This window comes from Crystallibacter degradans (genome assembly GCF_012952295.1).
Taxonomy (GTDB): Bacteria; Actinomycetota; Actinomycetes; order Actinomycetales; family Micrococcaceae; genus Crystallibacter; species Crystallibacter degradans.
On the sequence record NZ_JABBCH010000012.1, the window covers coordinates 102,490 to 126,523 of the forward strand.

Below are 24,034 nucleotides of genomic sequence, written 5' to 3' on the forward strand. Positions count from 1 at the left end.
TCCGGAACAGTAGCGGTCTTCGCTACTCGCCGACGAGCTCTTCGTAGAGCCGGTGCACGCGGGCGTCGATCTCGTCGCGGACCAGGCGCATCCGTTCCATGCCGTGGATGTCGCGCAGGCTCGGTTCGCCGATTTCCCACCGCTCGTAGCGAGTGCCCGGCACCTCCTCCAGCTGCGCGTTGGTGCCCAGAATAACGACGACGTCGGCCGCCCGCTGCGCTTCTTCGGTCACCGCAGTGGGCGTGCCTGCGCTGATGTCGATGCCCTTTTCGAGCAGCGCCTCGGCCGATTCGTGGTTGACCGCGGTCCCGGGTTTGGTGCCGCACGAGTGCACCTCCACCGTGCCATTGGCCAGTTTTTCCATCAGGCCGGCGGCCATCGGGGACTTGCCGCTGTTGGAGGAGCAGACAAAGAGGACGCTGGGCTTATCTGACGAAGAGGTCACGGGGTCGCTTTCTGCAGGATTCCAAAGGGGGACGTGAAGTCCATTATGCGCAGATCGGCTGCCGGGAGGGTCTTCGCGCCGGCCGGGAAGGCGCAGGCTCTTGATAGTAGCCGCGGTTCTTGTTGCACTGGTCTATACAGCCCGCCGCGCCGGAACGTTTCTTCACACTCGGGAAGCACCGCCGGCAGAAGCAAAGGACCCGCCATGACCGAGACCAACAGCCACAAGCCCACCGTCCTCTTCGTCTGCGTCCACAACGCGGGCCGCTCGCAAATGGCCGCCGCCTACCTGGAGCACCTGTCCAGGGGCGCCATCGATGTCCGGTCCGCCGGATCCCGGCCGGCAAAAGAGGTCAATCCGGCGGTGGTGGAAGCCATGGCGGAGGACGGAATCGACATTTCCGGCCGCACCACCAGGCAGCTCACCACGGAGCAGCTCCACGACGCCAACATGGTCATCACCTTGGGCGGCGGCGACGATGTCCCGGTCATCCCCGGCCGGAAGTACGAGGACTGGGAGCTGACGGATCCCGCCGGCAAGGACGTTGGCGCCGCCCGCGTCCTGCGCGACGATATCAAGGCCCGGGTTCAGAACCTGGTCTCCGGCCTGCTCCCCGCTCTGCACCCGGACGCCAGCTAGCCGCGGCGACGGCACCAGAAGGAGAAACATCATGAGCGAGAAGATCATCATTATCGGCTCCGGCCCCGCGGGCTACACCGCGGCGATCTACGCCGCGCGGGCCGGGCTGGAACCCCGTGTGATCGCCGGCGCGGTGACCGCGGGCGGCGCGCTGATGAACACTACCGACGTGGAGAACTTCCCAGGTTTTCCCGAGGGCATCCAGGGCCCGGAGCTGATGGAGAACCTGCAGCAGCAGGCGGCAAGGTTCGGTGCCACCATTGAGTACGACGACGTCTCTTCAGTTTCGCTCGAAGGCCACCTTAAAGAAGTGGTCACCACCGGCGGGAACGTCTACCAGGCACCGGCGGTCATCCTGGCCACCGGCTCCGCCTACAAGGAACTGGGCCTGCCGGAGGAAAAGAAGTTCTCCGGCCACGGCGTCTCCTGGTGCGCCACTTGCGACGGGTTCTTCTTCCGAAACCAGGACATCATCGTCGTCGGCGGCGGTGATTCAGCCATGGAGGAAGCGCTCTTCCTGACCCGGTTCGGAAAGTCTGTCACCGTCGTCGTACGCCGGGATGCACTGCGGGCGTCGAAAATCATGGCGCAGCGGGCGCGGGACAACGAGAAGATCCGCTTCGAATGGAACAGCACCGTTTCCGCCATCCATGGGGACGGCAAGGTCTCCGGCGTGACGCTGACGGACACCGTCACCGGGGCGACCCGCGGGCTGGCCGCCACCGGAATCTTCGTGGCCATCGGGCACCTGCCGCGGACCGAACTCGTCAAGGGCCAGCTCGCTCTGGACGACGAGGGCTACATCAAGGTGGACTCCCCCACCACCGTGACCAGCCAGCGGGGCGTCTTCGCGTGCGGTGACGCGGTGGACCACCGGTACCGCCAGGCCATCACCGCCGCGGGCACCGGCTGCTCGGCCGCGCTCGACGCCGAACGCTACCTCGCCGCGCTGGAAGATTCTGACAGCATCGCCACCGCACTGGTGGAAGAAGAAACGCATGCCTAAAGATCCACCGCCCGTGGAGGGTGACCAGTCCGCCCTCATTCAGTGGCTATCCGAGAACGGAGTGAAAGTTCCCGAGGGTGTTCCGGAGCCCGGCCAGGTCTTCATGTCGCCCGGCACCATCCATTTCAATGTCTACGGACTGGACGACGACGGCTTGGTCACCATCGAGGCGGAGGCGCCGTTGCTTGTCCCGCCGCCGGACGAACTGAAGATTGCCGTGCGTGAACCGTAACAGCGGGGCCCGGGGCCAGTCAGGCCCGCTTCACCAAGGCGTCCACCTGCTCCAGCAGCGCTTCCAGCTCTGCTTCGGTAACTTTGGCGGGCTGGCCCGCCGCGGCGAAAAAGGTAGCGCTGTAATAGAGCCCGTCCCCCATTAGCTTGATGGCCTGCGCAACGGGCCTGCTGCCCAGGGCCTTTTCCAACGCGTCCAGCCAGAGAGTCTCGATATGGGCAAAGGTCTGCGCCGCCGCGGGATGCCCCTGCTGCACTAGGCGCGCCACGGCGACGATGGCCCGGTCCAGCGGCGAATCCACGTACAAGGACGTGCGGACGTAGTAGCGGGCGGCGCCCTCGGGGGCCTTGCCGATCTTCTCCGCGTCCTCGGCCGTCAGCGCCGCGAGCCGCTGGCAGAGCCCTTCCACCATGGCTTCCTTGGAGGGGAAGTGGTAGAGCAGCCCTCCCTTGGACACCCCTGCCGCCGCCGCAACCACATCCATAGTGGCCGCCCGTTCACCCTCCTTGATGAGGATGTCTTCAAAGCTGTCAAGGATCCGGTCTTTTGCGCTGGCCATCTATCCATCCTAGCTTTCAATAACTTTGCCACTAAACCGTCCAGCCGGTACAGTAGATACGTCCCCGCAATTTTTCAGGAGGTGCACTATGCTCACGATCACCCAACGTGCCGGCCGCAAAGAATGGACCGCCCTGGCAGCGCTCATGCTGCCGGTGCTGCTGGTCGCCGTCGATAATACGGTGCTGAGCTTTGCCCTGCCTGCCATCTCGCTGGAGTTCAACACCAGCGGGACCACCCTGCTCTGGATCATCGACATCTATCCTCTGGTGCTCGCCGGTCTGCTGGTTGCCATGGGAAGCCTGGGCGACCGGTTCGGCCGCCGGCGCATGCTCATCACGGGCGCTGTGGGCTTTGCCGCCTTCTCGGCACTGGCGGCCTTCGCGCCAAGCGCCGAGGTGCTGGTCGCCGCGCGCGCCGGCCTGGGCATCTTCGGTGCCATGCTGATGCCGGCCACGCTTTCCTTGATCCGCAACATCTTCACCGACCGCGGGCAGCGCCGTCTGGCCATCGCGGTCTGGGCCGCCGGCTTCTCCGCCGGTGCCGCGCTAGGCCCGATCCTGGGCGGACTGCTGCTGGAGCACTTCTGGTGGGGCTCTGTGTTCCTGCTGGCCGTGCTGGTGCTGATGCTGATCCTGACCCCGCTTTTCGTGCCGGAGTCCAAGGATCCGGCACCGGGCGCCGTCGATATTTGGAGCATTTTCCTTTCCATCGCCACGATGCTGCCGGTGGTCTACGCCATCAAAAACCTCGCCAACGGCGGCAGTCTCGTTGCGACTCTGGGTATCGCCACGCTCGGAGTGACCGCTGGTTGGCTGTTCACCCGGCGCCAGCTTCGCCGGCCCCAGCCGATGCTGGACGTGCGGCTTTTCACGGTCCGGCCGTTCACCGGCGCGGTGCTGGTCAACCTGCTGGCGGTGTTCTCACTGGTCGGCTTCCTATACTTCGTGTCCCAGCACCTTCAATTGGTCCTTGGGCTGAGTCCGTTGGATGCCGGACTGGTGCTGCTGCCCGGCCTGGCGATCACCATCATTGCCGGCCTGCTGGCGGTGCCGCTGGTGCGCCGGGTCCGCCCGCATCTGGTGGTTTCCGTTGCACTGCTGCTCTCGGCCACGGCCTACTGGCTGGTGGCCGCAGCACCCGGTGCCTCGGCCGGAAACCTCATGCTGGCCTTCGCCGTACTCGGCGCGGGAGTTGGCGCCTCGGAGACGCTCTCCAACGACCTGATCCTCTCCAGTGTCCCGGCGGCCAAGGCCGGCGCGGCGTCGGCGGTTTCCGAAACGGCCTACGAGGTGGGCTCGGTCTTCGGCACTGCGGTGCTCGGCAGCATCCTGGTGGCGGCCTACCGACAGAACATCAACCTGCCCGCGAACCTCACGGCGTCGCAACAGGCAATCGCGAGCGAAACATTGGGCGGCGCCATCAACACCGCCGCCGAGCTTCCTGGCGGAACCGCGGACTCACTCCTAGAGTCGGCCTTCCACGCCTTCGACAGCGGTGTCACGGTCACGGCCGGAATAGCCTCCGTGCTGATGGTTGCCGCGGCCTGGCTGGCCTTCCGCACCTTGCGCGACGCCCAGCCCTGAGTCCTGAGCCCTGGGTCCGGGCCCTTCCGGTCCTGAGCAGCATTCCCTCGCGAGAACGTCCTTTACCTGCCCGGCATCCGGGGCGTAAGGGACGTTCTCGCGTTCAAGGAACGTTCTCGCCTGTAACGAGGCCCGGCAGCGAGGCATCGCATTGAGGCATCCGGCGTAATCGGCGGTGATGAGGCGTTGACCACACACCCTTGATTCATACCCCCACGGGGTATATCTTGGATGTAGAAGTTTACCGGAAGGAACGCCATGAGCCAGACAGATCTTCCCGCGGCCGAGCCGTCGGTCCTTGAGGATCCCGCAGCCGACGAGCACATTGGACACGCTTACACCACAGACAAAGCGGCCTACCTGCGTCGACTCAAGCGCATCGAAGGCCAGGTCCGAGGCATCGCCCGCATGGTGGACGAGGACAAGTACTGCATCGACATCCTCACCCAGGTGTCCGCAGTCAACAAAGCCCTGCACGCCGTCAGCATCGGGCTGCTCGAGGACCACATCGAGCACTGCGTGGTCGGTGCCGCGAAGGATTCCGAAGCCGCCGGGGACCCGAGGATCGTGCAGGACAAGGTCAAGGAAGCCTCGGACGCCATCGGCCGGCTGCTTCGCTAGACCATCCAGATTCAACCCCAGCAGGAGGAACTATGAGCACCATCACCAAGGTCAGCATTGACGGCATGACCTGCGGCCACTGCATCGACGCAGTCACCGAAGAACTCAAGGCCATCAACGGCGTGCAGGACGTCGCCATCGAGCTGAATAAGGGCGGCATTTCCACCGCCACCGTCAACTCCACCGGCGACCTGGATCCGGAACAGATCGGCGAGGCTGTAGCCGAAGCGGGTTACCTGGTCGTCTCAGCAGACGCGTAAGAGTACGACGGCGGGCCCAGCGTCATGCGAAGGGCACGCCTCTGAGTATCGAAGGGGAATAAGGCAATCATGGCCCAGAACACGGGTGCCCGGATCAATAGCAGCAACCAGGCCGGCCCTGCCGGAATCAGCGGTACGGAAGTGGCTCCCACCCGACTGGTCGAGCTGGAGATCGAAGGCATGACGTGCGCGTCCTGCGTCAACCGCGTGGAGCGCAAACTGGGCAAGCTCGAAGGTGTCCAAGCCAGCGTCAACCTCCCCCTCGAATCGGCGCAGGTCACCGTGCCCGAGAACGTGTCGGACCAGCAACTGCTCGACACGGTCAAAGCCACCGGGTACCGCGCCCGCATCAAGGCGTCGCCCCACCATGCCCCGCACCGAGAGGCAGCGGTTCCGCCGTCGATCCTGCGCTCAAACAATGGCTCAGCTCGTTCCTCGCGCCATAACTGGCGCTGGCCGGATTCGACGGCCTCCACCGCCTTGCATGACGAGCACGCCGGGCACGAAGACCACATGGCGCACGGCGGTACGGCCGCCCAGCTAAAGCCCCGGCTGTGGGCTGCCGCCATTCTGACCGCCCCGATCTTCGCCATCTCGATGATCCCGGGCGCGCAGTTCCCGCACTGGGGGTGGCTTGTCTTCGTGCTGTCCATCCCTGTGGTGTTCTGGTCGGCCTGGCCCTTCCACCGCGCAGCGGCGATCAACGCCCGGCATCTTGCCTCGACCATGGACACGCTGGTGTCGATCGGCGTCCTCACGGCGTTCTTCTTCTCCGCATGGCAACTGCTGATGGACCCGATGATGACGGAGCACGTCCACGGCAGCATGGCCGACCACGCGCTCTACTTCGAGACCGCGGCCGTCGTCACAACCTTCCTGCTGCTGGGCCGCTACCTCGAAGCCAACGCCAAGCAGAAGGCAGGCAACGCGCTCAAGTCCCTGCTGGATCTCGGGGCCAAGGAAGCCACGGTACTGCGCGACGGCGCCGAGGCGAAGGTATCGGCGGAACAACTGGTTCCCGGCGACCTCATAGTGGTCCGCCCCGGCGAGAAGATCGCCACCGACGGCTACGTGGTCGAGGGACATTCCGCCGTCGACACGTCGCTGATCACGGGCGAATCCGTCCCGGTGGAAGTGGACGTGGATGACACGGTCACCGGCGCCACCATCAACACTTCCGGCCGCCTGCTGGTCCGGGCGACCCGCGTCGGCTCCGACACGACCCTGGCGCAGATGGGCCGGCTGGTCAGCCAGGCACAGGCAGGCAAAGCGCCCATCGCGCGGCTGGCAGACCGCATCAGTTCGGTCTTCGTCCCCATCGTGCTGGCCATCGCCGTCGTTACTTTCATCCTCTGGCTGGTCCTCACCGGCGACCTGGAGTCCGCCTTCACCGCCGCGGTGACGGTCCTGGTCATTGCCTGCCCCTGCGCCTTGGGGCTGGCCACGCCGACCGCGCTGCTCACCGGCACGGGCCGGGGCGCGCAGCTGGGCATCCTGATCAAGGGGCCGCAGATCCTCGAGGACACCCGGCACGTGGACACCATTCTGCTGGACAAAACGGGCACGGTGACCACCGGCAAGCAGGCTGTTTCCGGCGTCGTCGCCCCTGGCTCTTACACCGAAGACGAGGTGCTGGCGCTGGCCGGCGCGGTCGAATCCGGCTCCGAACATCCGATCGCCCACGCGATCGTCGACGCTGCCAAGGAACGCCTCGCCTCGGCCGCTACCCGCACCGGCGGGACAGCCACGGGCCTGTCAGCCCAAGCCGGTTTGCTGCCCCTGACGGATTTCCACAGTGCGGCCGGCGGCGGTGTGCGCGGCCTCGTGACAAATAACGACGGCGGACGGCTTACCGTGGTGGCGGGCCGGACCGGCTGGCTGGAAGAGAACGGCATCAACCTGACGCCGCATGACCGTGCTGTCCTGCTGGAACAGCAGGAGTCCGGCGCGACCGCCATCTGGGTGGCCGTGGACGGCGAACTTGCCGGCATCGTCAGCCTCAAGGACACCATCAAGGACAGCTCGGCCGCGGCGATTGCCCGCCTCAAGGAACTGGGCCTCCGCCCGATCCTGCTGACCGGAGACAACGGCGCGGTCGCCGCCCAGGTTGCGGCCGCCGTCGGAATTGCCGCCGAAGACGTCTTCGCCGATGTCCTCCCCGAGGGCAAGGTCGCGGCCGTGCAGAAGCTGCAGGACGCCGGCAAGACCGTGGCGATGGTCGGGGACGGTGTGAATGATGCGGCCGCTTTGGCCCAGGCCGACCTCGGTATCGCCATGGGCGCCGGCACGGATGTTGCGATCGAGGCCGCGGACATCACGGTGATGGGCAGCGATCTGGGCCAGGTGGTGCAGTCCATCGAGCTGAGCCGCAAGACGTTGAGCACCATCAAGAGCAACTTGTTCTGGGCCTTTGCGTACAACACCCTGGGCATCCCGGTGGCGGCGTTCGGGCTGCTGAACCCGATGATCGCCGGCGCCGCCATGGCGGCGAGCTCGGTCCTGGTGGTGGCGAACTCCCTGCGGCTGCGGGCCTTCGCCCGATAGGAGGCGCTACCCGCGGACCAGTTCCCGGCGCACGGTTTCGGGATCGGGGTTGGTGACAACTTCGTCGCGCAGGATGACCGTGGGGACGGTTTCGTTGCCGTCGTTATGCTCGCGGACAAACGCGGCGGCCTCGGCATCACGCCAGATATTGACCCACTGCGCCTTGCGCCGCGTCCGTCCCAGCGAGCCCATCATCCGCACGCAGTAGACACAGCCCGGACGCCAGAAGATCACCACCCCGGACTCCTCCTCCTGGCGCTGCCGCAGCACTGACCACGGTTTTTGCCGGCCGCCAAAAACCGGGCTCACGAACCAGGCTACGGCCAGCAGGATAACGGCGACGACGACCGCCTGCACCCATTCGCCGTGGCTGCCATACACAGCCAGCATGATGCCGGCGACGGCAATCAGGACGACTGCGTTGGACCATCGCAGGAGCGTCTTCACCGGCTACCCGGCGGCGCCATAGCGGACGGCCGCGCGGACCTTCGCCTTGGCTGCTTCTTCATCACGGTTCTTCGGCGGTGCTGTGGTCACGAGCGAATCAAGCAGATGCGCCGTGATGTGCGCGATTTCGTGCACCGCCTCGTTGAAGGCCTCTTCATTGGCCTTTGAGGGTTTGTTGGTGCCGCTGACTTTACGGACGTACTGCAGTGCGGCGGCCTCGACCTCGGCGCTCGTGGCGGACGGCTCGAAATTGTAGAGCCGGCGGATGTTGCGGCACATAGGAAGCTCCTTCGGTTCTGGTATGCCTCTTTCCAGTGTGCGCCAGAAGGCCGGTGGGATGTAAGAGGAAAGGCTCCCGCCGCCGTCGTAATCGGCAGCAGGAGCCCATCCCGCATCAGACTTTCCAGGAGAAACTAGCGGCTGTTGGTCAGCTCCCGCTCGGTTGCACCGCTCTGGGTGGCGGCGGGCTCGCCGAGGATCGGCTTGCCGAGCATGGAAATCACCACGGCGCCGAGCAGCATCGGAATGATGAACAGGAAGTACAAGTCGGTCGGCTGCCAACCGCCGTCCATCAGCGCACCGGCGATCATCGGGGAAGCGATAGCGCCGACGCGGCCCATGCCGATGACCAGGCCCAAGGCCGTGCCGCGCACCTCGGAGGTGTAATAGGTGGGGCTGATGGCGAGCATGCCGGCGATCGGGGCGTTGGAGCCGAAACCGACCAGGGCGGCCGCCAGCAGGGCGCCGGCGAGCGAGCCGGTGGACAGCGAGAAGGCGCCGAAGGTGAGGCCGCCGATGACGAAGAAAACGGCCAGGACCTTGCGCATCGGGAACCTGGACCCGAAGAATCCGAGGACGACGGCGCCAACGATGGCTCCCGTGCTGAAGAGGACGCCGGCAGTGATGCCGTCCTGCTCGCTGAAACCACTGGCCGTCACCAGCTTGGGGGTCCAGGAGTTGGCGAAGTAGAAGCTGGCCATCAGGATGAAGTACGCCAGCGAGATGAGGATAGTGCGGCGGGCATTGACGCCGGTGAGAACGTCGGCGAAACGGGACTTCTTTTTCGCCGGTGCCGGGGCCGGTGCGGGCAGTTCCATGACCGCGGGCTGTTCGATCCGGGCCAGGACCTTATTGACGCGCTCCAGCGCATTGGCCGGCCGTCGGACCAGCAGATAGTCGACGGATTCCGGCACAGAGCGGAGAATCAGCGGAATCATGATGACGGTAATAATCGCACCGAACAGGAAGGCCGCGCGCCAGCCGAACTGCAGGATCAGCGCGCCGGTGGCCATGCCACCGAGGACACCGCCGATCGGCTGGCCTATGCTCACGATCGCCAGCGAGGTGGAGCGCCGCTTGGCGTTGGTGAACTCGGATGCGAGGACGTTGGCGGTGGCCTGCAGCGTGCCTACGGCCAGGCCGGTAATGAAGCGCAGCACCACCAGAAGTTCGTAGCTGGGCACGAAGGCCGAGGCGAGCATGCCCAAGGCGACAACCAGGGCGCCGAGGGCCAGCGTCTTCTGGCGGCCGATGATATCCGCGATGGTGGAGACGAAGATCGAGCCGATCGCCATGCCGACCAGGGCCGAGCTGAGCAGGATACCGAGTTGCGAAGCGCTCAGACCCCAGTATTCACTGACTGCGTTGGCGCTGAACGCCATGACGAGGACGTCGAAGCCGTCAATCATGTACAGCGCGGTGCAGATGGCGATGACGCCGACCTGGGTGCGCTTCATGGGGGCCGCTTCGATGCGCGACTTGATATCCATTACCGGGCCTTACTGTTGCTGACTTGGTCGTGAGCCCGACGGGAGAACGTTGGGCAAACGGTGTGGTGTTCGTGATGTGAACAGGTGTTCAAAATCACCACAGTCATTAACTATATGAGCTCCGCTACCCCACTATGTGCCGCAAGCCATAGCTTGAGACGCAACTCACAGCGTCTGCGCGCGCACCCTCAGCCGCGGTCCCCGCAGTTCATCCAGCCGGACCAGCACCACACCCAGCACGATCAGCGCACCACCGAGCAGCTGGATGGTCGCGGGCAGTTCGCCGAGCAGCAGCCATGCCCACAGCACGGCAAAGAGCACCTCGGTCAGGGAGACGAAAGATGCCACCTTGGTGCCGAGCGCCCGTGCGGCCATGATGCCCGTGATATAGGAGATCACGGTGGACAGCAGTATCAGTGCCGCCAGCGGCACCCACCAACTCGTCCGCCAGCCGGCAAGGCTGACATCTGCGGTGCTGACGGCCATGGGCAGAATCCGGGCCGCGCCCAGCACCACCATGGAGGCCCCGCCCACCAGCAGTCCGCCCGCCGCCAGAACCAGCGGCGGCAGGGAGTCGTTATGCCGGGCGGTGATGAAGAAGTAGATGACCAGGCACACGGCGGCCGCCAGGCCCCAGAGGATACCGCCGAGATCCAGGCGCACCTCACCGAAAACATCCAGCACCAGCACCAGTCCTGCCACAGCCAGGACGGTGCCGGCCATCGTGGCGGCGCGGGGCCTGCGGCGGCTGGTCAGCCACAGCCAGAGCACTATCAGCACGGGCGCAAGGAACTCGAGCAGCAGCGCGACGCCAACGGAGAGAGTCGATACCGCGTTGAAATAGGCGAGCTGGCAGCCGGCCACGCCGATGAGCCCGAACAGCACGATGGTCTTCCAGTTCTGCCGGACCTGGCCCCAGCGGCCGTGCAGCACAATCAGCGCCGGGATTGTGAGCACCAGTGCGGCTCCGAGCATCCGGACCGCGACGGCGGCGCCGGGCGTCCAGCCCGCTTCCAGCAGTGATTTCGCAAACGACCCAGACAATCCGAACACCGCCGACGAGAACAACGCGATGCCCACACCGGAAACGGCTGAGGATCTCATGACGCCGCTTGCAGGCTTGACTGACACAGTACTGCCGCCCATGGTGACCTCGATTGCGCTAATTGTCAGCCCTCCACCCCGGCCGGATGCGCAAAATCGGGGTATGTCAGGACCTAAAGATGGATATAGTAGTGACAGTATCGCCGAGCATATTCAGGAGTCAAGATGGTGTTTGCCCATGACGCGGAAAGATCGCTGATCGACGCCGCCAAGTTGATTAACACCGCCGAGTCCGAGGTGGACCAGCTGAACACCCTGGCGGACCTGGACGAGTTCGTGAAGGCGAACGAGTACTCCGGCTCGCGCAGCCACACGATGGGGGAACTGCGGGCGGTGCGCCACCTGCGCCCCCGGCTGCGCGCAGTCTGGACGGCGGAGGAGGACGAAGCCGTCCGCCTGGTCAACAACATCCTGCGCAACGGCCGGGCCCTGCCCCAACTGGTCAAACACGACGGCTGGGATTACCACCTGCACGCCACAACGCCGGACGCGCCGCTGGATATACGGATGGCGGTTGACGCGGCCATGGCCTTGGTGGACGTGATCCGCGAGAAGGAACTGGACCGGCTGCAGGTCTGTGCCGCGGAAGACTGCAACGCCGTCCTGGTGGACCTATCCCGCAACCGGTCCAAGCGCTTCTGCGATACCGGCAACTGCGCCAACCGCACCCATGTGGCCGCCTACCGCGCCCGCAAGGCAACGGCGTAAATCCCGTCCGGATATTGCGGATCGCCAGATCATCAGTACGCTGAGGAATAGTCCGACAACAGTGTCTGATGAACTGGAGGAACCCTCATGTTGAAGAAGGTCATTTTTGTAGCAGGCATCGGCGCGGGCTTCGTGCTCGGATCCCGAGCGGGCCGCGAAAGCTACGAGAAGATCAAGGTCCAGGCCCAGAAGCTGTGGAATGACCCCAAGGTCCAGCACAAGGTGTCCGAAGGAACCGAGTGGGCCAAGGAGAAGGCGCCGCAGGTGCAGGAAAAGGTAACCGGCAAGGCCAGAGAGGTTCTGCACAAGAACGACGGCGGATCCTCCTCCACCACGTCCGGCACCTCGGCTTCCGGTACCGCAAGCCACACTCTCAGCGACCCGGACGCCACCGGAACCACCACCGGTATGATCCCGTAGGTTCCGACTGTCTGGATCCCAGGGCCGGCCCGCTCCCGATTCCGGGATCGGCCGGCCTTTGCTTTCCGCGCTACATGCGTCCGTAGCGGGCACGGATGATCGCGAAAACCCCGTAGCACATGAGTCCGACGGCGATGGCGAGCAGGGCGACGATGCCGAAGGGCTGCTCGGGAAGCGCCTTCAGGCTGCCGTCCAGGCCGGTAGACTGCCGGGGCTGGTGCGTGACCGCGGCAATGATGATCAGCAGTCCGACCAGGAACAAGGCAACGCCCTTCGCGATGTGCCCCACGATGCCGAGGCCGCGTAGGAGCCTGCCTCGTTTCGAATCGCCGAAGTCCAGTTCGTCCTTGAACTGCCGGCGCAGCGCCTTGACCACAAAATAGATCCCGATGCCGATGACCGTGCCGCCCACGGCCACCAGAAAAGGCACGCCCAGCGGATGCTGGAGCATTGCGATGGTGAAGTCCTTGGTGGATTCGCCCGAGTCGGATTCGTCGCCGAACGCGAACCGCGCGAACATGAACGCGAACAGGGCATACGTCACGCTCAAGGAACCGGATGAGATGCCCTTGGATATCTGCTCCTTGCGCGACAGATGCCTGGCGCGCAGGGACGCCTCGCTGAGTTGCCACAGTGCGAGTCCCAGGCAGCCGGCAAAGCAGGTCCACATGAACAGCGGACCCAGCACCGGCCGCGACGCCAGGATCTCCACGGCTCCCGCGGGGTCCGCTTCGCCATAACCGCCCAACGCGATCCGCACGGCGATGGCCCCGATGAGAACGTGGATCAGGCCGAGGACGGCGAAGCCGACGCGCGCAAAAACGTCCAGCGTCGTCGTGTTGGAGAGCTCTTCGGCGGCGTCCGCTGCGTTTGCCGCCGAAGAGCCAGAATCATTTCCGGCACCCATACCAGAGTCTTACCAGCAGCCGGTCCGCACCTCAACCACGGTGCCCGGCGGCAAACGGCTCCCCCGGATCCAGATCGATGACCGTGCGCAGCGGCCCGATCAGCGAGTCTTCCCAGGAGCAGGTCAGCACCAGGCCGTCCGGCCCGTTCAAGGTTGTGCCGCCGGCTATCACCGGTCCGTTCTCGTAAAGGTAGGCGGCCACATTGAAGGCCAGCTCCACCAGCATGTTGGGGTCCTTGTCCCGGAAGTGGATCTGCACATCGGGCAGGCCCAGCTGGTACATGCCCAGACTGTCCACCACCATGGCGCCCTCGTCATCGGTCACGAGGAAGAACCGCATGTTCACCGGCCCTGCCAGCGGATGTGCCGCCTCAAGTTCGCCCGGCTGCCGCCAATGGGAGTTGTGCAGCCAGCGGACGGCCGCCGGGTTGGTCTCGCCAACCAGGAACTGCAGGACGCTGCGGAACGATTCCACCCGCGGCTTCGGTTCAAACGTGCTGGACAGGACTTCCGTCACCAGGATCCGGTGCGTGCAGCCGGGCACCACCTGGTCGGCATCCGGCCAGGTCCAGCTTTGGTCGGTGGGCGTTGCTTCGAGCGCGGCCGCCGCGGGCAGCGGTTCGGACGGTTCCGCCAATCCGGTGCTGAGGCTGACCGTCTTGCCTCTGAGCTCAAACGAATGCTCGCGGTGCGGGAGCAGGATGACGCCTTCGGAGAAGGCCGCGCCGGGGAACCGTTCCTCCAGCTGTTCGCGCAACGTAGCCGAGGAGAGCCCGGGATCGCCCTGGTACCAGAGTTCGGCCACCAGCAGGGTCTTGCCCTCGGCTGTCTCACCGGTCTGTGCAGGACGGGCCTCTGCCTGTCCGGCCTGCGCCTGCTCGGCCTGCTGCGGTTCGTCCTGCCCAAAAGTCATGGCCCCAGCTTGTCAGCTTGGGGCCATGGAAAGCCAGCGGGTGGATCCGCGGGCGAAAGCGTCAGGTGGTCAGACCTGCGGGCGGGGGCTGCCGCCGTCGTCGTTCTGGTCTTCATCGCGCGGGGTGTCGGTATCTGCCTGGGGATCGCGGGGAGCATGCTTCTGCCCGCCCACAGTGCCGGCGCCGCCCGGAATCTTGGCCGAGCTGCGGTTGACGCCCGAGCCCTGGCTGAGGTGGTCCGGGTTTTCCTTGCCGGCCATGGTCAGCACGGCCACCACCAGCAGCGCGGCGATGAACGCGATGCCGGCCCCGGTAACGCCAAGGTCCCAGCGCAGCTGGTTTTCCGCGCCGCCGGTAGAGAATATCATCGTGAAGAAACCGGCGATCACGCCGAGCACGGCGGAGAAAATGAGCGGCCCCTTGACCGACATCCGCGGTTCGTTCGGCTCGCCCGAAGCGTTTTTGCCCACGATGATTCCTCCTGGTTACTGCGAAAAGTCTCACCCCAGTCTACCGGCTGTAGAAGACGTCGGAATTTCGGTGTGGGCGCCGTCACGGCTGCGCGGCCGGGGTCAGCTGGCGGCGGCCTTCCGCGCATCGAAGCGGTAGGTCAAGGCGGCGATCCCCAGCACGACGGCGGTGATGATCGCCGCGCCGCCGAGGACACCCAGCAGCGCGTGCGCGCCGAGATAGGTGAAGAACGGCAGGGCCGCGCCGAAGCCCACCGAGACGGCGCCGACGATCAGCCAGTCCTTCGACAGGACCGAGCCGTGCGCGCCGCGGTTCTGCCACCACAGCACCAGTTCCGCGCCGCCGCCGATGAGCAGGGCCGCGGTGGCGAGGATGGTGAAGGTGGACGGGGTCTGCAGGGCGAACGCGAGCGCACCCGCGACGGCGAACGCGCCGGCTTCGAGCTGGAGCAGGGTGCGGTACTCGTTGGCCTCGGGCTTGCGCGCGAGCAGCCACACGGCGGCTCCGCTGAGCAGCAGGAACGCGCCGCCGGTCAGGGCCATGACCGTGTCCCCCGGCTCGGGCCAGAAGATAGTGAGGATGCCGAACGCGGCCGCGACAAGGGCTCTCATCAAAACGGGCTGCCAATAGGCGGCGGCCTGGACAGTGCTGTTAGTGCTCACCCCTCGAGTTTAGTGCGCTCCGGTGACCATCCATGCATCGGTGCGGACCCGCCAACCGAGCGTCAGGCCGCGCGCCGCCATGTAGCCCAGCCCGAACGCCGCCCACAGCCAGGCCAGTCCGGCGACGCCGCTGAGTTCGGACAACTGCACCCAGACCAGCAGCGGCACATAGACCAAGAGATTTACGACGCCGGCAATCGCCAGATACTTCGCGTCACCGGCGCCGATCAGCACCCCGTCGAGCACAAAAACGAAACCGCAGACCGGCTGGCTGAGCGCCAGCAGCAGCACTCCGATGGCGAACGCATCCTGCACGGCGGCGTCGGACGAGAAGATCCAGCCCAGGTGCGGCCCGGCGAGCGCCAGCAGCACCCCGGTGACGACACCGAAACCCACACCCCAGACGAGCATCCGGCGGGTCAGCGAATGCGCCAGCGCCTTGTTGCCCGCCCCGAGTTCCTTGCCGATCAGCGCCTGCGCCGCGATGGCGATGGCGTCCAGCGCGAAGGCGAGGAAGGTGAAGACTGTCATGACCAGCTGGTGCGCGGCCAGACTCACCGGTCCCTGCGCCGTGGCAACGAAGACAGTGGCCAGGATCGCGATCCGCAGGCTCAAGGTACGCAGCATCAGCCACGAGCCCACGTGGGTGGTGGCCTTGACCCCGGTCCAGGTGGGCGCCAGCGGCACCCCGTACTTCACGCTGGCGCGGTAGACGATGACCAGATAAACGGCGGCCATCCCCCACTGCACCAGGCTCGTGCCCATTGCCGATCCAGCCACGGACAGATCCAGCCCGTAGACCAACACGAAATTCAGCCCGATGTTGATCAGGAAGCCGATGCCGGCCACCAGCAGCGGGGTCTTGGTGTCCTGCAGCCCGCGCAGCACGCCGGTGGCCGCCAGCACGATCAGCATCGCGGTCAGCCCCGGCATGGACCACTGCAGGTAGTCCACCGCATAGCCGTGCACCTCGCCCGCCGCGCCCATCGCGGAGGCCAGCACCGGCGCCGACACCCAGCCGGCCACGGACAGCACCAGCCCGAGGAAGAAGGCGAGCCAGATACCGTCCCGGCCCACGGCGAGCGCATCCGCGTGCCGCCCGGCGCCGAGCAGCCGGGCCACCGCGGGCGTGGTCGAGTAGGCCAGGAAGACCATCAGGCCCACCACGGTCTGCACCACGGTTGCCGCGAGTCCCACGCCGGCCAGTTGTGCCACACCGAGGTGGCCGACAATCGCAGAGTCGGCCAGCAGGAACAGCGGCTCCGCGATTAGCGCGCCGAAGGCCGGCAGCGCGAGGGCGAGGATGGTACGGTTCAGGCCCTGCCCGGCAACGGGCGCGACGGATTGTTTAGGACTCACGCCTCCCAGCTTAGAACTCCGCACCGACTATCCATGCGTGAGGAAGCGGCAGGCCGGCCCGCTCGCCGTCGTTATGGGCTGCTGCCGGCGCCTACCGGAACCGACGGTCGGAGTCCCGCGATGACAGAATGTCTTCAGCCGAAACAGTCGTGCTGCCCAGCTCGACGCGGTTTTCGAGCCCGCGGACATATTCCACAGGACTGAGACGGGATGCCAGTTCGCGGAGTTCGGCTGCCAGGTATTCCTGCAGGGTCCGGCCGGAACGGGCAGCCTGCTCAGCCAGCCGCGCCCGGACCTCCTCCGGTACGTCACGGATAGTGATGGACACAGTCATGCTGTCAGAATACGGCTGCTGGCGCCCCGGCGGAACCGGCAGCCTGCCGAACGGGACCTACCGGAACCGGCGGCCCTGGTCCCGCCGGTTGGCCCACAGCGCCAGCGCGCCCAGCACCACGGTCCACGCCACCAGGCAGAGGATCGAGCTGGCGTGCATGCCCTGACCGGAGAGTACCTGGACGGCGATATCGCGCGCCGCCCGGGACGGCAGGAACAGCGAAAACGTGTTCAGCCAGTCCGGGAACATGATCGGCGGCAGCATCATCCCGCCGGCGAACGCCATCGGGAAGAAAACCACCTGCGTCACGGCGATCGCCACCTTGGATGTGCAGAGGTAGCCGATGAACAGCCCGAGCGCCAGGAACGGCAGCCCGCAGAACAGCCAGACAACCACGGACAGCGGTATCCGGCCCCAGGAAAGGTCGCCGTTGGTGAAGGCCTCCGGTGCCGACGTCATCAGTCCGCCGAGGATCAGGACCGGAATCAGCGCGAAGAACGCGAACATCATCGCCGTCAGCGCCCGCGCGATGGTCGGCGGAACCGGGCCCGCAGGCAGCGTGCGCAGGTAGCTGTTCCACGGGTTGGCCCGCTCCTCGGCAATGCCGATGCCGTAATTGAACAGGAACGAGCTCATCACGCCAAACAGGGCCAGCTGCGCGATCGCCGTCAGCGCGGTGATCGGGTTCGAGGTGACCGTCTCCTGCGGAATCACGAAGAACAGCAGGGCCAGGGTCGGGAAGACTGTGGAGGAGATGACGGCCACGGGAATGCGCAGCTGCTCCAGCACCTGCGCCTTGGTGTGCGCCTTGAGCAGGGCCGCCTGCGTGGGCGGCGCGGGAGTGCGGTGGGCCAGGGTGGTCATGCCGGATCCTTTGCGGTCTCGGTTGCTGCTTGGGAGGAATGGCGGGTCAGCGCCAGGAACGCTTCTTCCAGGCTGGCTACGTGGACTTCCAGACCGCTGAATTCGATGTTCTCGCGGACCAGCTGCCGGACAGTGGCATCCGCGTCCTGCGTCACCACGGTGGTGATGCCCTTGGCGCTGGTGGCGGCGCTGACGGCCTGCGGGAAGGATTCAAAGAACGACGCCGGCAGCTGGGTTTTGAACGAGACCTTGCTGATTGCCACATGGCTGCGGATCTCGTCCACACTGCCGTCCGCGATCACGGTCCCACGGTCGATCACCACCACGCGGCTGGCGAGCGCCTGGATCTCTTCGAGGTAGTGGCTGGTGATCAGCAGCGTCCCGCCACGGCGGCGGTATTCCTCCAGCCGCTGCCACAAGGTTTCGCGGGCGTCCACGTCCAGACCGGTGGTCGGTTCGTCCAAGACCACCAGGCGCGGCCGGCCCACCAGCGCCAGCGCCACCAGGAGACGTCGCTGCTGGCCGCCGGAGAGCGCGCCGCACTGTTTCTCGGCCATGTCGCTCAGGCCGAAGTCGGCCAGCAGTTCCGCAGTGGGAACCGGGTCCGGGTAGTGCGAGGCGACGAAGTCCACGGTTTCGCGCAGCTTCAACGTCTGCGGGACCGAGGTGGCCTGCGGTGTGGTGCCCAGCTGCAGCCGGGCCTTCGGGTCCAGCGGGCTGCGGCCGAACAGTTCCACCGACCCCGAGTCGGCCCGGCGGAGGCCGGTGAGCAGGCTGATCAGTGTGGACTTGCCGGCGCCGTTGGGGCCGAGCAGGCCCAGCGCTTCGCCGGAATGGATGTCCAGATTGATGCCGCTCAGCGCCGTGGTGTTGCCGAAGCTCTTGGTGGCATTCGTGACGGAGGCGAGCACCGCCGTCGTACGCTGTGCAGTGGGTACAGCAATTAGTGCAGGGACTTTCATCGGTGCTCCTGGATGAGTGCGGATACTTGCCGTTCTTGCTGTTCTTGCGGTGTTGCAGTGCCTAGGGCAGGCCGGTGAGCAGTTCGCGCAGCGCCACCCGGTACTGCGCGTAGGCGGCCTTGCCCTTGGCGGTGATGCCCACATAGGTGGCGGGCGTGCGGCCCTCGATGGTCTTAGTGACCTCCACGTAACCGGCGTCCTCGAGCTTGCGCAGGTGGGTGGAGAGGTTGCCGGCGGTCATGTCCAGCATCTTGCGGAGTTTGGTGAAGGCGATCTTGTCCCGCTCCCCCACCTCGTTCAGGATGGTGATGGCCCGCAGCCGGGATTCAGCGTGGATCACCGGGTCCAGTTCGGCCACGGCTACACCCGCCCGCGGTTACGCAGCCGCCGTCGCCGCAGCGTTTCCGCCACGGCTCCCGCGAAGAAGCCGAGCGGGCCGAGGATGAAGCAGACGGTCATGAAGTTTGCGGGGCCCGCGAGGAGCGCGACGATGTTCACCACGAGGAACAAGATGCCCAGCATGGCCTGGCTCTTGTCATTGAACATGGCGCCGCCGACCATATACATCAGTCCGACGATCAGCAGCGCGATCCCGTTGATGATCATGCCGCGGAGCCAGAAATCGTCGACGGCGCCGCCGACCACCCCGGCCAGCGTGCCCATCACCATGAAGCCCAGCGCCCAGGCGCCGCCGTACATGGCGCCGACGAAGGACGAGTGGCCGCGGATGCCGCGCCGCTGCCGCGTCACGATGAAGACGGTGCTGGCGAGCGCGGCCAGGACGGTGATGCCGAAGACCGTCAGCGACGCCCCGGCGCTGAGCGGAAGCCAGCCGAATCGGGCCGCGTGCATCGCACCGTAGCCGATCAGCCAGGCGAAACCCCAGATCAGGTAGACGCCGGCCTCGTTGCCCTGGAGTTCTTCCCGGGCCTTGGTTTCGGCGTCGTTGACCAGGCGCAGCGCGGCGTGCAGGTCCAGCGGCGCTTCCTCCGGTTCGCCGGGCTGGGCGCCAGTGCTGTTGGAATGCGGTGCCATGCTCGCTTGCCTTTCGTCGTGGTGGATCTCACAAACTAGTTTGCGCTACAAACCAGTTTGCGTCAAGAGAGGAATGGGTGCCGGTGGACGCCGCGGTTCTACTCCCCGGGGATGGTTCCAATAACGACGGCGGCTTCCAGCTCCGCAGAGAAGTGGGCTTCGGCGGCAAAACCGTGGCGTTCGAAAATCGCCGCGCTCTCATTCAGCTGGCGAGGGCCGGTTTCCACCAGCAGGTGGCCCCCGGGCACCAGCCACTCGTGCGCCGACACGACGACCCGCCGCTGGATGTCCAGTCCGTCCGTCCCGCCATCGAGCGCGACGTGCGGTTCATGCAGGCGGGCTTCCGGTGGCATCATGCCGATCGCTCCGGTGGGAACGTAGGGTGCGTTGGCCACGAGAACGTCAACCCGGCCGCGCAGGTCAACGGGCAGCGAAGCGTAGAGATCCCCTTCGAAGACCTTCCCGGCCGTGCCGAGATTTCGGCGAGCGCACTGCACCGCCGCCAGATCGATATCCGCCGCGTACAGCTCCAGCCTTCTCACGCTGCTGGCCAGCGCTGTCGCGACAGCGCCCGAGCCGCAGCAAAGATCGACCGCCACCGGTGAGCCGTCCACGCGGCGAGCCAGGTCGATGGCTTTGGAGGCCAGGAACTCCGTCCGGCGGCGGGGCACAAACACGCCCGGTTCCACGGCGATCCGAAGACCGCAAAACTCCGCCCAACCCAGGATCTGTTCCAGCGGCAGCCCGGCGACCCGCCGGTCCAGCATGTCCTCAAGCGCCGCCGGCGTCAGGGCAGCGGCGACCAGCAGCTGCGCCTCGTCCTCGGCAAAGACACAGCCGGCCGCGCGCAGTCTTTCCGCGACCAAGACCTGAGCGTGCAATGACAACTGAACTGGCATGGAACCAACTTTCGGTCTCGCCGTAGTCTTCCCTACCTGCAGCCTCTGGTAAATAATCAACCTTGGACAGCACACGAGCATGACCAACAAAGGAGTTCGATCATGGCAACGCGCCTCAACCCGTACCTCAGCTTCCGCGACAACGCACGGCAGGCCATGGACTTTTACCATGCAGCCTTCGGCGGCGAATTGACCCGCAGCACCTTCGCCGAATTGCATGCCAGTGACGATCCGGCCGAAGGCGAGAAGATCATGCATTCCATGCTGGAAACCCCGAACGGCCTCACCCTCATGTGCGCAGACACTCCGAACGGCATGGCCTACAACCCCGGCGACAACATCTCGGTGTCGCTCAGCGGCGACGACGAAGCCGAGCTGCGCGGCTACTGGGACAAGCTGACCGAGGACGCCACCATCGCCGAACCGCTGGAGAAGGCTCCTTGGGGCGATACGTTCGGCATGTTCACGGACAAGTTCGGCATCAACTGGCTGGTCAACATCGCCGGCCAACCCCAGCAGTAGATCCGACCCACAACAGGTCCAACCGCAACGGCCGCCTTCCCGAACGGGAGGGCGGCCGTCGTCGTCGTTAGTTGGTTTAGACGCTGACTAACCGGGCAGTATGCCGTAACCGTTGGGCTAGATGCAGGAGTAGTCGTAGTCGAAGCCGCGGGAGACGAACTGCGTGACGGACACGTAGCCGCCGGGTGTGAGCGGCGCGGCAGAGCAGTTGTTCTTGGCCCCGTTGGCTGTCCTGGCGCCGGCCAGCCAGCTCGGGAGACCGGCGAGGCTGCTGTCGGCGCTGACCTGGCCAACGATCTGGCCCCACTGGAAGTTGGTCGAGTAAATCCCGACGTCGGCGCCGATGCTCTCGAAGTAGTCGGTCATGCCCTCCAGATCGGCGGCATTCGCGACCTTATCCGTCGACCAGCTGTTCTCGGTTTCGACGTCGAGCCACCACAGATAGTCCTCGGGGTTGCTGATGCCGCGGGAGTTGGCGTCGTCGTAGGCCTTGGCCCAGCCGTACATGTAAGCGCAGGCCGCATCTTCGGCCCCGCTGCACTCCCCGTAAGGATTATCGACGACGACGGAATCGGGATCATCGACGTCCTCCGGGTAGACATTGCTGTCCGGCCACCACGATCCGGCGTGCCCAGCGTTGGCGGTGTTGACGTAGAGCGCCACGTTGGGCTGGCCGGTGGCATCCATGAGGGTCTCTTCCTCGGCCCAAGCCAATTGCACGGACAGGCACGGGTTGGTGTTATTGGCGAGGCCGCCGGTGACACCCACGATGGCAAACGCAGGACTATCAGGCAGCGCCTTGCCGCACTGCGGCCAGGACACATCATTGCCGAGCAGATCGGTGCTGCCACCGCTGTCGCCCTTGCCACCGCCCTTGTTTGGAGCGGCATCTGCAGCCGGGGCAGAACCGATACCAATGGCCGCTGCCGCGAGCAGGCACAGCATCAGCGCTGCCAACCATCGTTTATACCGCCGGACACTGGTCTTCGAATCTTCGTTGATCATGACGAGCCTTTCCCTGCGTAAGCGGAGGAGAATCCGCTGGCGAAAAGCTTCCCCCAGCCGGAGGGCGCCGTCAAGATATTTCTTTAGAGCTCGCGGACCACCCGCGCCGGGTTACCCACGGCTACGACGTTTGCCGGCATGTCCTTCGTGACCACTGCGCCTGCGCCGATCACAGTGTTTTCGCCAACCGTAACGCCCGGCAGGATGATCGCTCCGCCGCCGATCCACACGTTGTCCCCGATGGTGATGGGCTGCGCCGCCTCCAGTTTGTCGCGACGCGGCTCCGGCTCCACGGGGTGGGTTGGCGTCAACAGCTGAACGTTGGGCCCGATCTGTACGTCGTCGCCGATTGTAATCGCAGCGACGTCCAGGGCAGTGAGGTTGTAGTTGATGAAGGTCCGCGCGCCGATGCTGATGTAGCGGCCGTAATCCACGAACAAGGGTGGCCTGACCTCGGAGCCCTCGCCGATCGCGCCCAGCAGGTCCCGCAGGATCTCCCCTGCCGCGGCGCGGTCGCTGGGCCAGACCCTGTTGTAACGGTCCGCGAGTTCGATCGCGCGGGTGCTGTCCTCGGCGAGCTCCGGATCGTCGGCAATATAGAGGTCGCCCGCGACCATTCGCTCACGCATCGATCGCTCGTCACCGGCAAAATAGTCTTCCATCAACAGCCCCTTTCGTTAGCGCTATGGTTCCACCGTAGCCGCGGCGGCGGAGGGCCGGGCACGAACACCCGGAAACCGTGAGGCACTGACATCCCGGTGCATCCGTGTCAGGATCAGTTATGCCCGATCGCCTGATGCTCCTTGACACTGCGTCGCTGTACTTCCGTGCCTTCTACGGCATGCCCGACACGATCCAGCGGGCTGACGGCACGCCGGTTAACGCTATCCGCGGCCTGCTGGACATGATCGCGCGGCTGACCACCGACTACAACGCCACGCATCTGATCGCGTGCTGGGACGATGACTGGCGCCCGCAGTGGCGGGTCGATCTCCTCCCCACCTACAAAGCGCATCGGGTCGCTGAGGTGGTAGCGGGCGCTCCCGACGTGGAGGTGGTGCCGCCCGGGCTCGAGGCGCAGATTCCGATGATCCGACGGGTGCTCGAACTCGCCGGAATCGCCGTCGTCGGGGCGCCCGAACACGAGGCCGACGACGTCATCGGCACCTACGCCAGCCACGCCGGCCTTCCAGTCGATGTGGTCACCGGCGACCGCGATCTCTTCCAGGTTGTCGACGACGCCCGCCAAGTACGGGTGATCTACACCGCGCGCGGCATGAAGAACCTCGAAGTCCTGACCGACGCTGTGGTCGTCGGCAAATACCGTGTGCTGCCCGAGCAGTATGCCGACTACGCGCTCCTCCGCGGCGACGCCTCCGATGGACTCCCGGGAGTCGCCGGCATCGGTGAGAAGACTGCTGCGTCGCTGCTGGGAGAGTATGGCTCCCTCGACGGACTGCTCGCGGCGGCGGACGCGGGAAGCGGACTGTCCGCATCCGTCCGCTCGAAGCTCAACAAGGCCTCCGACTATCTGAAGGTTGCACACGCCGTCGTCAACGTCGTGCGCGACCTCAAGCTGCCGAGCCTCGAGGAAGCAGGCGCTCAGCTCCATCCCGCCGACGGCGATCCACGTGCCGAGCTTGAGCAACTGGCCACCGACTGGAATCTCGGTGGCTCCATGAAGCGGTTCCTCGCGGCCCTCGACCAGCATCAGTGAGGAGCGGCAGTTCCGCATCCTATCGCTCCAGCAGCCTCATCCAA

At 65.7% G+C, this 24,034-nt stretch carries 30 protein-coding genes; 11 read left to right on the top strand and 19 right to left on the bottom strand.

Features of this window, described 5'->3' with window-relative positions; all coding sequences use genetic code 11:
* Nucleotides 1-22 precede the first annotated feature (22 nt).
* Nucleotides 23-445: an arsenate reductase/protein-tyrosine-phosphatase family protein gene (locus HGO92_RS17100; protein ID WP_169996955.1), complete on the bottom strand. Its 423-nt coding sequence runs from the start codon at nt 443-445 to the stop codon at nt 23-25.
* Nucleotides 446-649: 204 nt separating this feature from the next.
* On the opposite strand from HGO92_RS17100, the gene HGO92_RS17105 reads away from it, so the two are divergent.
* The 3 genes from HGO92_RS17105 to HGO92_RS17115 are packed head-to-tail and all read left to right on the top strand — an operon-like array spanning nt 650 to nt 2,322.
* Nucleotides 650-1,084, top strand: a complete 435-nt coding sequence (locus HGO92_RS17105) for an arsenate-mycothiol transferase ArsC (RefSeq protein ID WP_169996957.1) — start codon at nt 650-652, stop codon at nt 1,082-1,084.
* A gap of 31 nt (nt 1,085-1,115) precedes the next feature.
* Nucleotides 1,116-2,090 carry a thioredoxin-disulfide reductase gene (trxB, locus tag HGO92_RS17110; RefSeq protein WP_169996959.1) on the top strand — a complete coding sequence of 325 codons (975 nt, stop codon included), beginning with the start codon at nt 1,116-1,118 and terminating at the stop codon, nt 2,088-2,090.
* Complete coding sequence (locus tag HGO92_RS17115; RefSeq protein WP_169996960.1) at nt 2,083-2,322, top strand: hypothetical protein; 240 nt, start codon at nt 2,083-2,085, stop codon at nt 2,320-2,322. The genes trxB and HGO92_RS17115 overlap by 8 nt, the downstream gene beginning before the upstream one ends.
* A gap of 19 nt (nt 2,323-2,341) precedes the next feature.
* Here HGO92_RS17115 and HGO92_RS17120 read toward each other — a convergent pair whose 3' ends face one another.
* Nucleotides 2,342-2,881, bottom strand: a complete 540-nt coding sequence (locus HGO92_RS17120) for a TetR/AcrR family transcriptional regulator (RefSeq protein WP_169996962.1) — start codon at nt 2,879-2,881, stop codon at nt 2,342-2,344.
* Nucleotides 2,882-2,969: 88 nt separating this feature from the next.
* Here HGO92_RS17120 and HGO92_RS17125 point away from each other — a divergent pair, with 88 nt between their 5' ends.
* The 4 genes from HGO92_RS17125 (at nt 2,970) to HGO92_RS17140 (ending at nt 7,891) form a co-directional block, all read left to right on the top strand.
* Nucleotides 2,970-4,466 carry an MFS transporter gene (locus HGO92_RS17125; protein ID WP_169996964.1) on the top strand — a complete coding sequence of 499 codons (1,497 nt, stop codon included), beginning with the start codon at nt 2,970-2,972 and terminating at the stop codon, nt 4,464-4,466.
* Nucleotides 4,467-4,724: 258 nt separating this feature from the next.
* Nucleotides 4,725-5,087, top strand: a complete 363-nt coding sequence (locus HGO92_RS17130; protein WP_240974707.1) for a metal-sensitive transcriptional regulator — start codon at nt 4,725-4,727, stop codon at nt 5,085-5,087.
* A gap of 32 nt (nt 5,088-5,119) precedes the next feature.
* Nucleotides 5,120-5,347, top strand: coding sequence for a heavy-metal-associated domain-containing protein (locus HGO92_RS17135; protein ID WP_169996967.1), 228 nt, complete (start codon nt 5,120-5,122; stop codon nt 5,345-5,347).
* A gap of 180 nt (nt 5,348-5,527) precedes the next feature.
* Nucleotides 5,528-7,891, top strand: coding sequence for a heavy metal translocating P-type ATPase (locus tag HGO92_RS17140; RefSeq protein WP_240974719.1), 2,364 nt, complete (start codon nt 5,528-5,530; stop codon nt 7,889-7,891).
* A gap of 6 nt (nt 7,892-7,897) precedes the next feature.
* On the opposite strand, the gene HGO92_RS24305 is transcribed toward HGO92_RS17140, so the two are convergent.
* The 4 genes from HGO92_RS24305 to HGO92_RS17160 form a co-directional block, all read right to left on the bottom strand.
* Entirely contained in the window at nt 7,898-8,338 is a 441-nt protein-coding gene (locus HGO92_RS24305; protein WP_169996970.1) for a glutaredoxin domain-containing protein, read from the bottom strand.
* A gap of 3 nt (nt 8,339-8,341) precedes the next feature.
* Entirely contained in the window at nt 8,342-8,617 is a 276-nt protein-coding gene (locus HGO92_RS17150) for a DUF2277 domain-containing protein (RefSeq protein WP_169996972.1), read from the bottom strand.
* Nucleotides 8,618-8,751: 134 nt separating this feature from the next.
* The gene (locus tag HGO92_RS17155) at nt 8,752-10,107 is read right to left on the bottom strand and encodes an MFS transporter (protein WP_169996974.1); all 1,356 of its coding nucleotides are present in this window, start codon (nt 10,105-10,107) and stop codon (nt 8,752-8,754) included.
* A gap of 165 nt (nt 10,108-10,272) precedes the next feature.
* Nucleotides 10,273-11,211: an EamA family transporter gene (locus HGO92_RS17160; protein ID WP_169996976.1), complete on the bottom strand. Its 939-nt coding sequence runs from the start codon at nt 11,209-11,211 to the stop codon at nt 10,273-10,275.
* 165 nt (nt 11,212-11,376) lie between these two features.
* On the opposite strand from HGO92_RS17160, the gene HGO92_RS17165 reads away from it, so the two are divergent.
* Together HGO92_RS17165 and HGO92_RS17170 are read left to right on the top strand one after the other, a co-directional pair.
* Nucleotides 11,377-11,919, top strand: coding sequence for a CGNR zinc finger domain-containing protein (locus tag HGO92_RS17165; RefSeq protein WP_169996978.1), 543 nt, complete (start codon nt 11,377-11,379; stop codon nt 11,917-11,919).
* An 87-nt stretch (nt 11,920-12,006) separates the two neighbouring features.
* Complete coding sequence (locus HGO92_RS17170) at nt 12,007-12,339, top strand: YtxH domain-containing protein (protein WP_169996980.1); 333 nt, start codon at nt 12,007-12,009, stop codon at nt 12,337-12,339.
* 70 nt (nt 12,340-12,409) lie between these two features.
* Here the strand turns inward: HGO92_RS17170 and HGO92_RS17175 are convergent, their stop codons facing one another.
* From HGO92_RS17175 to HGO92_RS17225, 11 genes are all read right to left on the bottom strand, one after another.
* Complete coding sequence (locus HGO92_RS17175; RefSeq protein WP_169996982.1) at nt 12,410-13,246, bottom strand: DUF1206 domain-containing protein; 837 nt, start codon at nt 13,244-13,246, stop codon at nt 12,410-12,412.
* Between the two features lie 31 nt (nt 13,247-13,277).
* Nucleotides 13,278-14,159 (bottom strand): DUF4261 domain-containing protein, encoded by an 882-nt coding sequence (locus HGO92_RS17180; RefSeq protein WP_169996984.1) that lies wholly within the window; start codon nt 14,157-14,159, stop codon nt 13,278-13,280.
* Between the two features lie 69 nt (nt 14,160-14,228).
* Nucleotides 14,229-14,630: a hypothetical protein gene (locus HGO92_RS17185; protein WP_346768995.1), complete on the bottom strand. Its 402-nt coding sequence runs from the start codon at nt 14,628-14,630 to the stop codon at nt 14,229-14,231.
* Between the two features lie 102 nt (nt 14,631-14,732).
* Entirely contained in the window at nt 14,733-15,293 is a 561-nt protein-coding gene (locus HGO92_RS17190; RefSeq protein ID WP_169996986.1) for a hypothetical protein, read from the bottom strand.
* A gap of 9 nt (nt 15,294-15,302) precedes the next feature.
* Nucleotides 15,303-16,652, bottom strand: coding sequence for an MATE family efflux transporter (locus HGO92_RS17195; RefSeq protein WP_346768997.1), 1,350 nt, complete (start codon nt 16,650-16,652; stop codon nt 15,303-15,305).
* Between the two features lie 91 nt (nt 16,653-16,743).
* A complete protein-coding gene (locus tag HGO92_RS17200; RefSeq protein ID WP_169996988.1) occupies nt 16,744-16,986 on the bottom strand; it encodes a FitA-like ribbon-helix-helix domain-containing protein in 243 nt (80 codons plus the stop codon).
* A gap of 57 nt (nt 16,987-17,043) precedes the next feature.
* Entirely contained in the window at nt 17,044-17,850 is an 807-nt protein-coding gene (locus HGO92_RS17205; RefSeq protein WP_169996990.1) for an ABC transporter permease, read from the bottom strand.
* Nucleotides 17,847-18,812, bottom strand: coding sequence for an ABC transporter ATP-binding protein (locus HGO92_RS17210; RefSeq protein WP_169996992.1), 966 nt, complete (start codon nt 18,810-18,812; stop codon nt 17,847-17,849). Before HGO92_RS17210 ends, HGO92_RS17205 begins: the two co-directional genes overlap by 4 nt.
* A 61-nt stretch (nt 18,813-18,873) precedes the next feature.
* Entirely contained in the window at nt 18,874-19,170 is a 297-nt protein-coding gene (locus HGO92_RS17215) for a transcriptional regulator (RefSeq protein WP_074700571.1), read from the bottom strand.
* A 2-nt stretch (nt 19,171-19,172) separates the two neighbouring features.
* Nucleotides 19,173-19,847 (bottom strand): hypothetical protein, encoded by a 675-nt coding sequence (locus HGO92_RS17220; protein ID WP_169996993.1) that lies wholly within the window; start codon nt 19,845-19,847, stop codon nt 19,173-19,175.
* 98 nt (nt 19,848-19,945) lie between these two features.
* Nucleotides 19,946-20,746 (bottom strand): putative protein N(5)-glutamine methyltransferase, encoded by an 801-nt coding sequence (locus HGO92_RS17225; protein WP_169996995.1) that lies wholly within the window; start codon nt 20,744-20,746, stop codon nt 19,946-19,948.
* A 102-nt stretch (nt 20,747-20,848) separates the two neighbouring features.
* On the opposite strand from HGO92_RS17225, the gene HGO92_RS17230 reads away from it, so the two are divergent.
* Nucleotides 20,849-21,268, top strand: a complete 420-nt coding sequence (locus HGO92_RS17230; RefSeq protein WP_169996997.1) for a VOC family protein — start codon at nt 20,849-20,851, stop codon at nt 21,266-21,268.
* Between the two features lie 117 nt (nt 21,269-21,385).
* Here the strand turns inward: HGO92_RS17230 and HGO92_RS17235 are convergent, their stop codons facing one another.
* Together HGO92_RS17235 and HGO92_RS17240 are read right to left on the bottom strand one after the other, a co-directional pair.
* Nucleotides 21,386-22,273: a glycoside hydrolase family 25 domain-containing protein gene (locus HGO92_RS17235; protein ID WP_240974708.1), complete on the bottom strand. Its 888-nt coding sequence runs from the start codon at nt 22,271-22,273 to the stop codon at nt 21,386-21,388.
* A gap of 83 nt (nt 22,274-22,356) precedes the next feature.
* Complete coding sequence (locus tag HGO92_RS17240) at nt 22,357-22,938, bottom strand: sugar O-acetyltransferase (protein ID WP_205834593.1); 582 nt, start codon at nt 22,936-22,938, stop codon at nt 22,357-22,359.
* Nucleotides 22,939-23,054: 116 nt separating this feature from the next.
* On the opposite strand from HGO92_RS17240, the gene HGO92_RS17245 reads away from it, so the two are divergent.
* Nucleotides 23,055-23,990, top strand: a complete 936-nt coding sequence (locus HGO92_RS17245; RefSeq protein ID WP_205834626.1) for a 5'-3' exonuclease — start codon at nt 23,055-23,057, stop codon at nt 23,988-23,990.
* Nucleotides 23,991-24,034 lie beyond the last annotated feature (44 nt).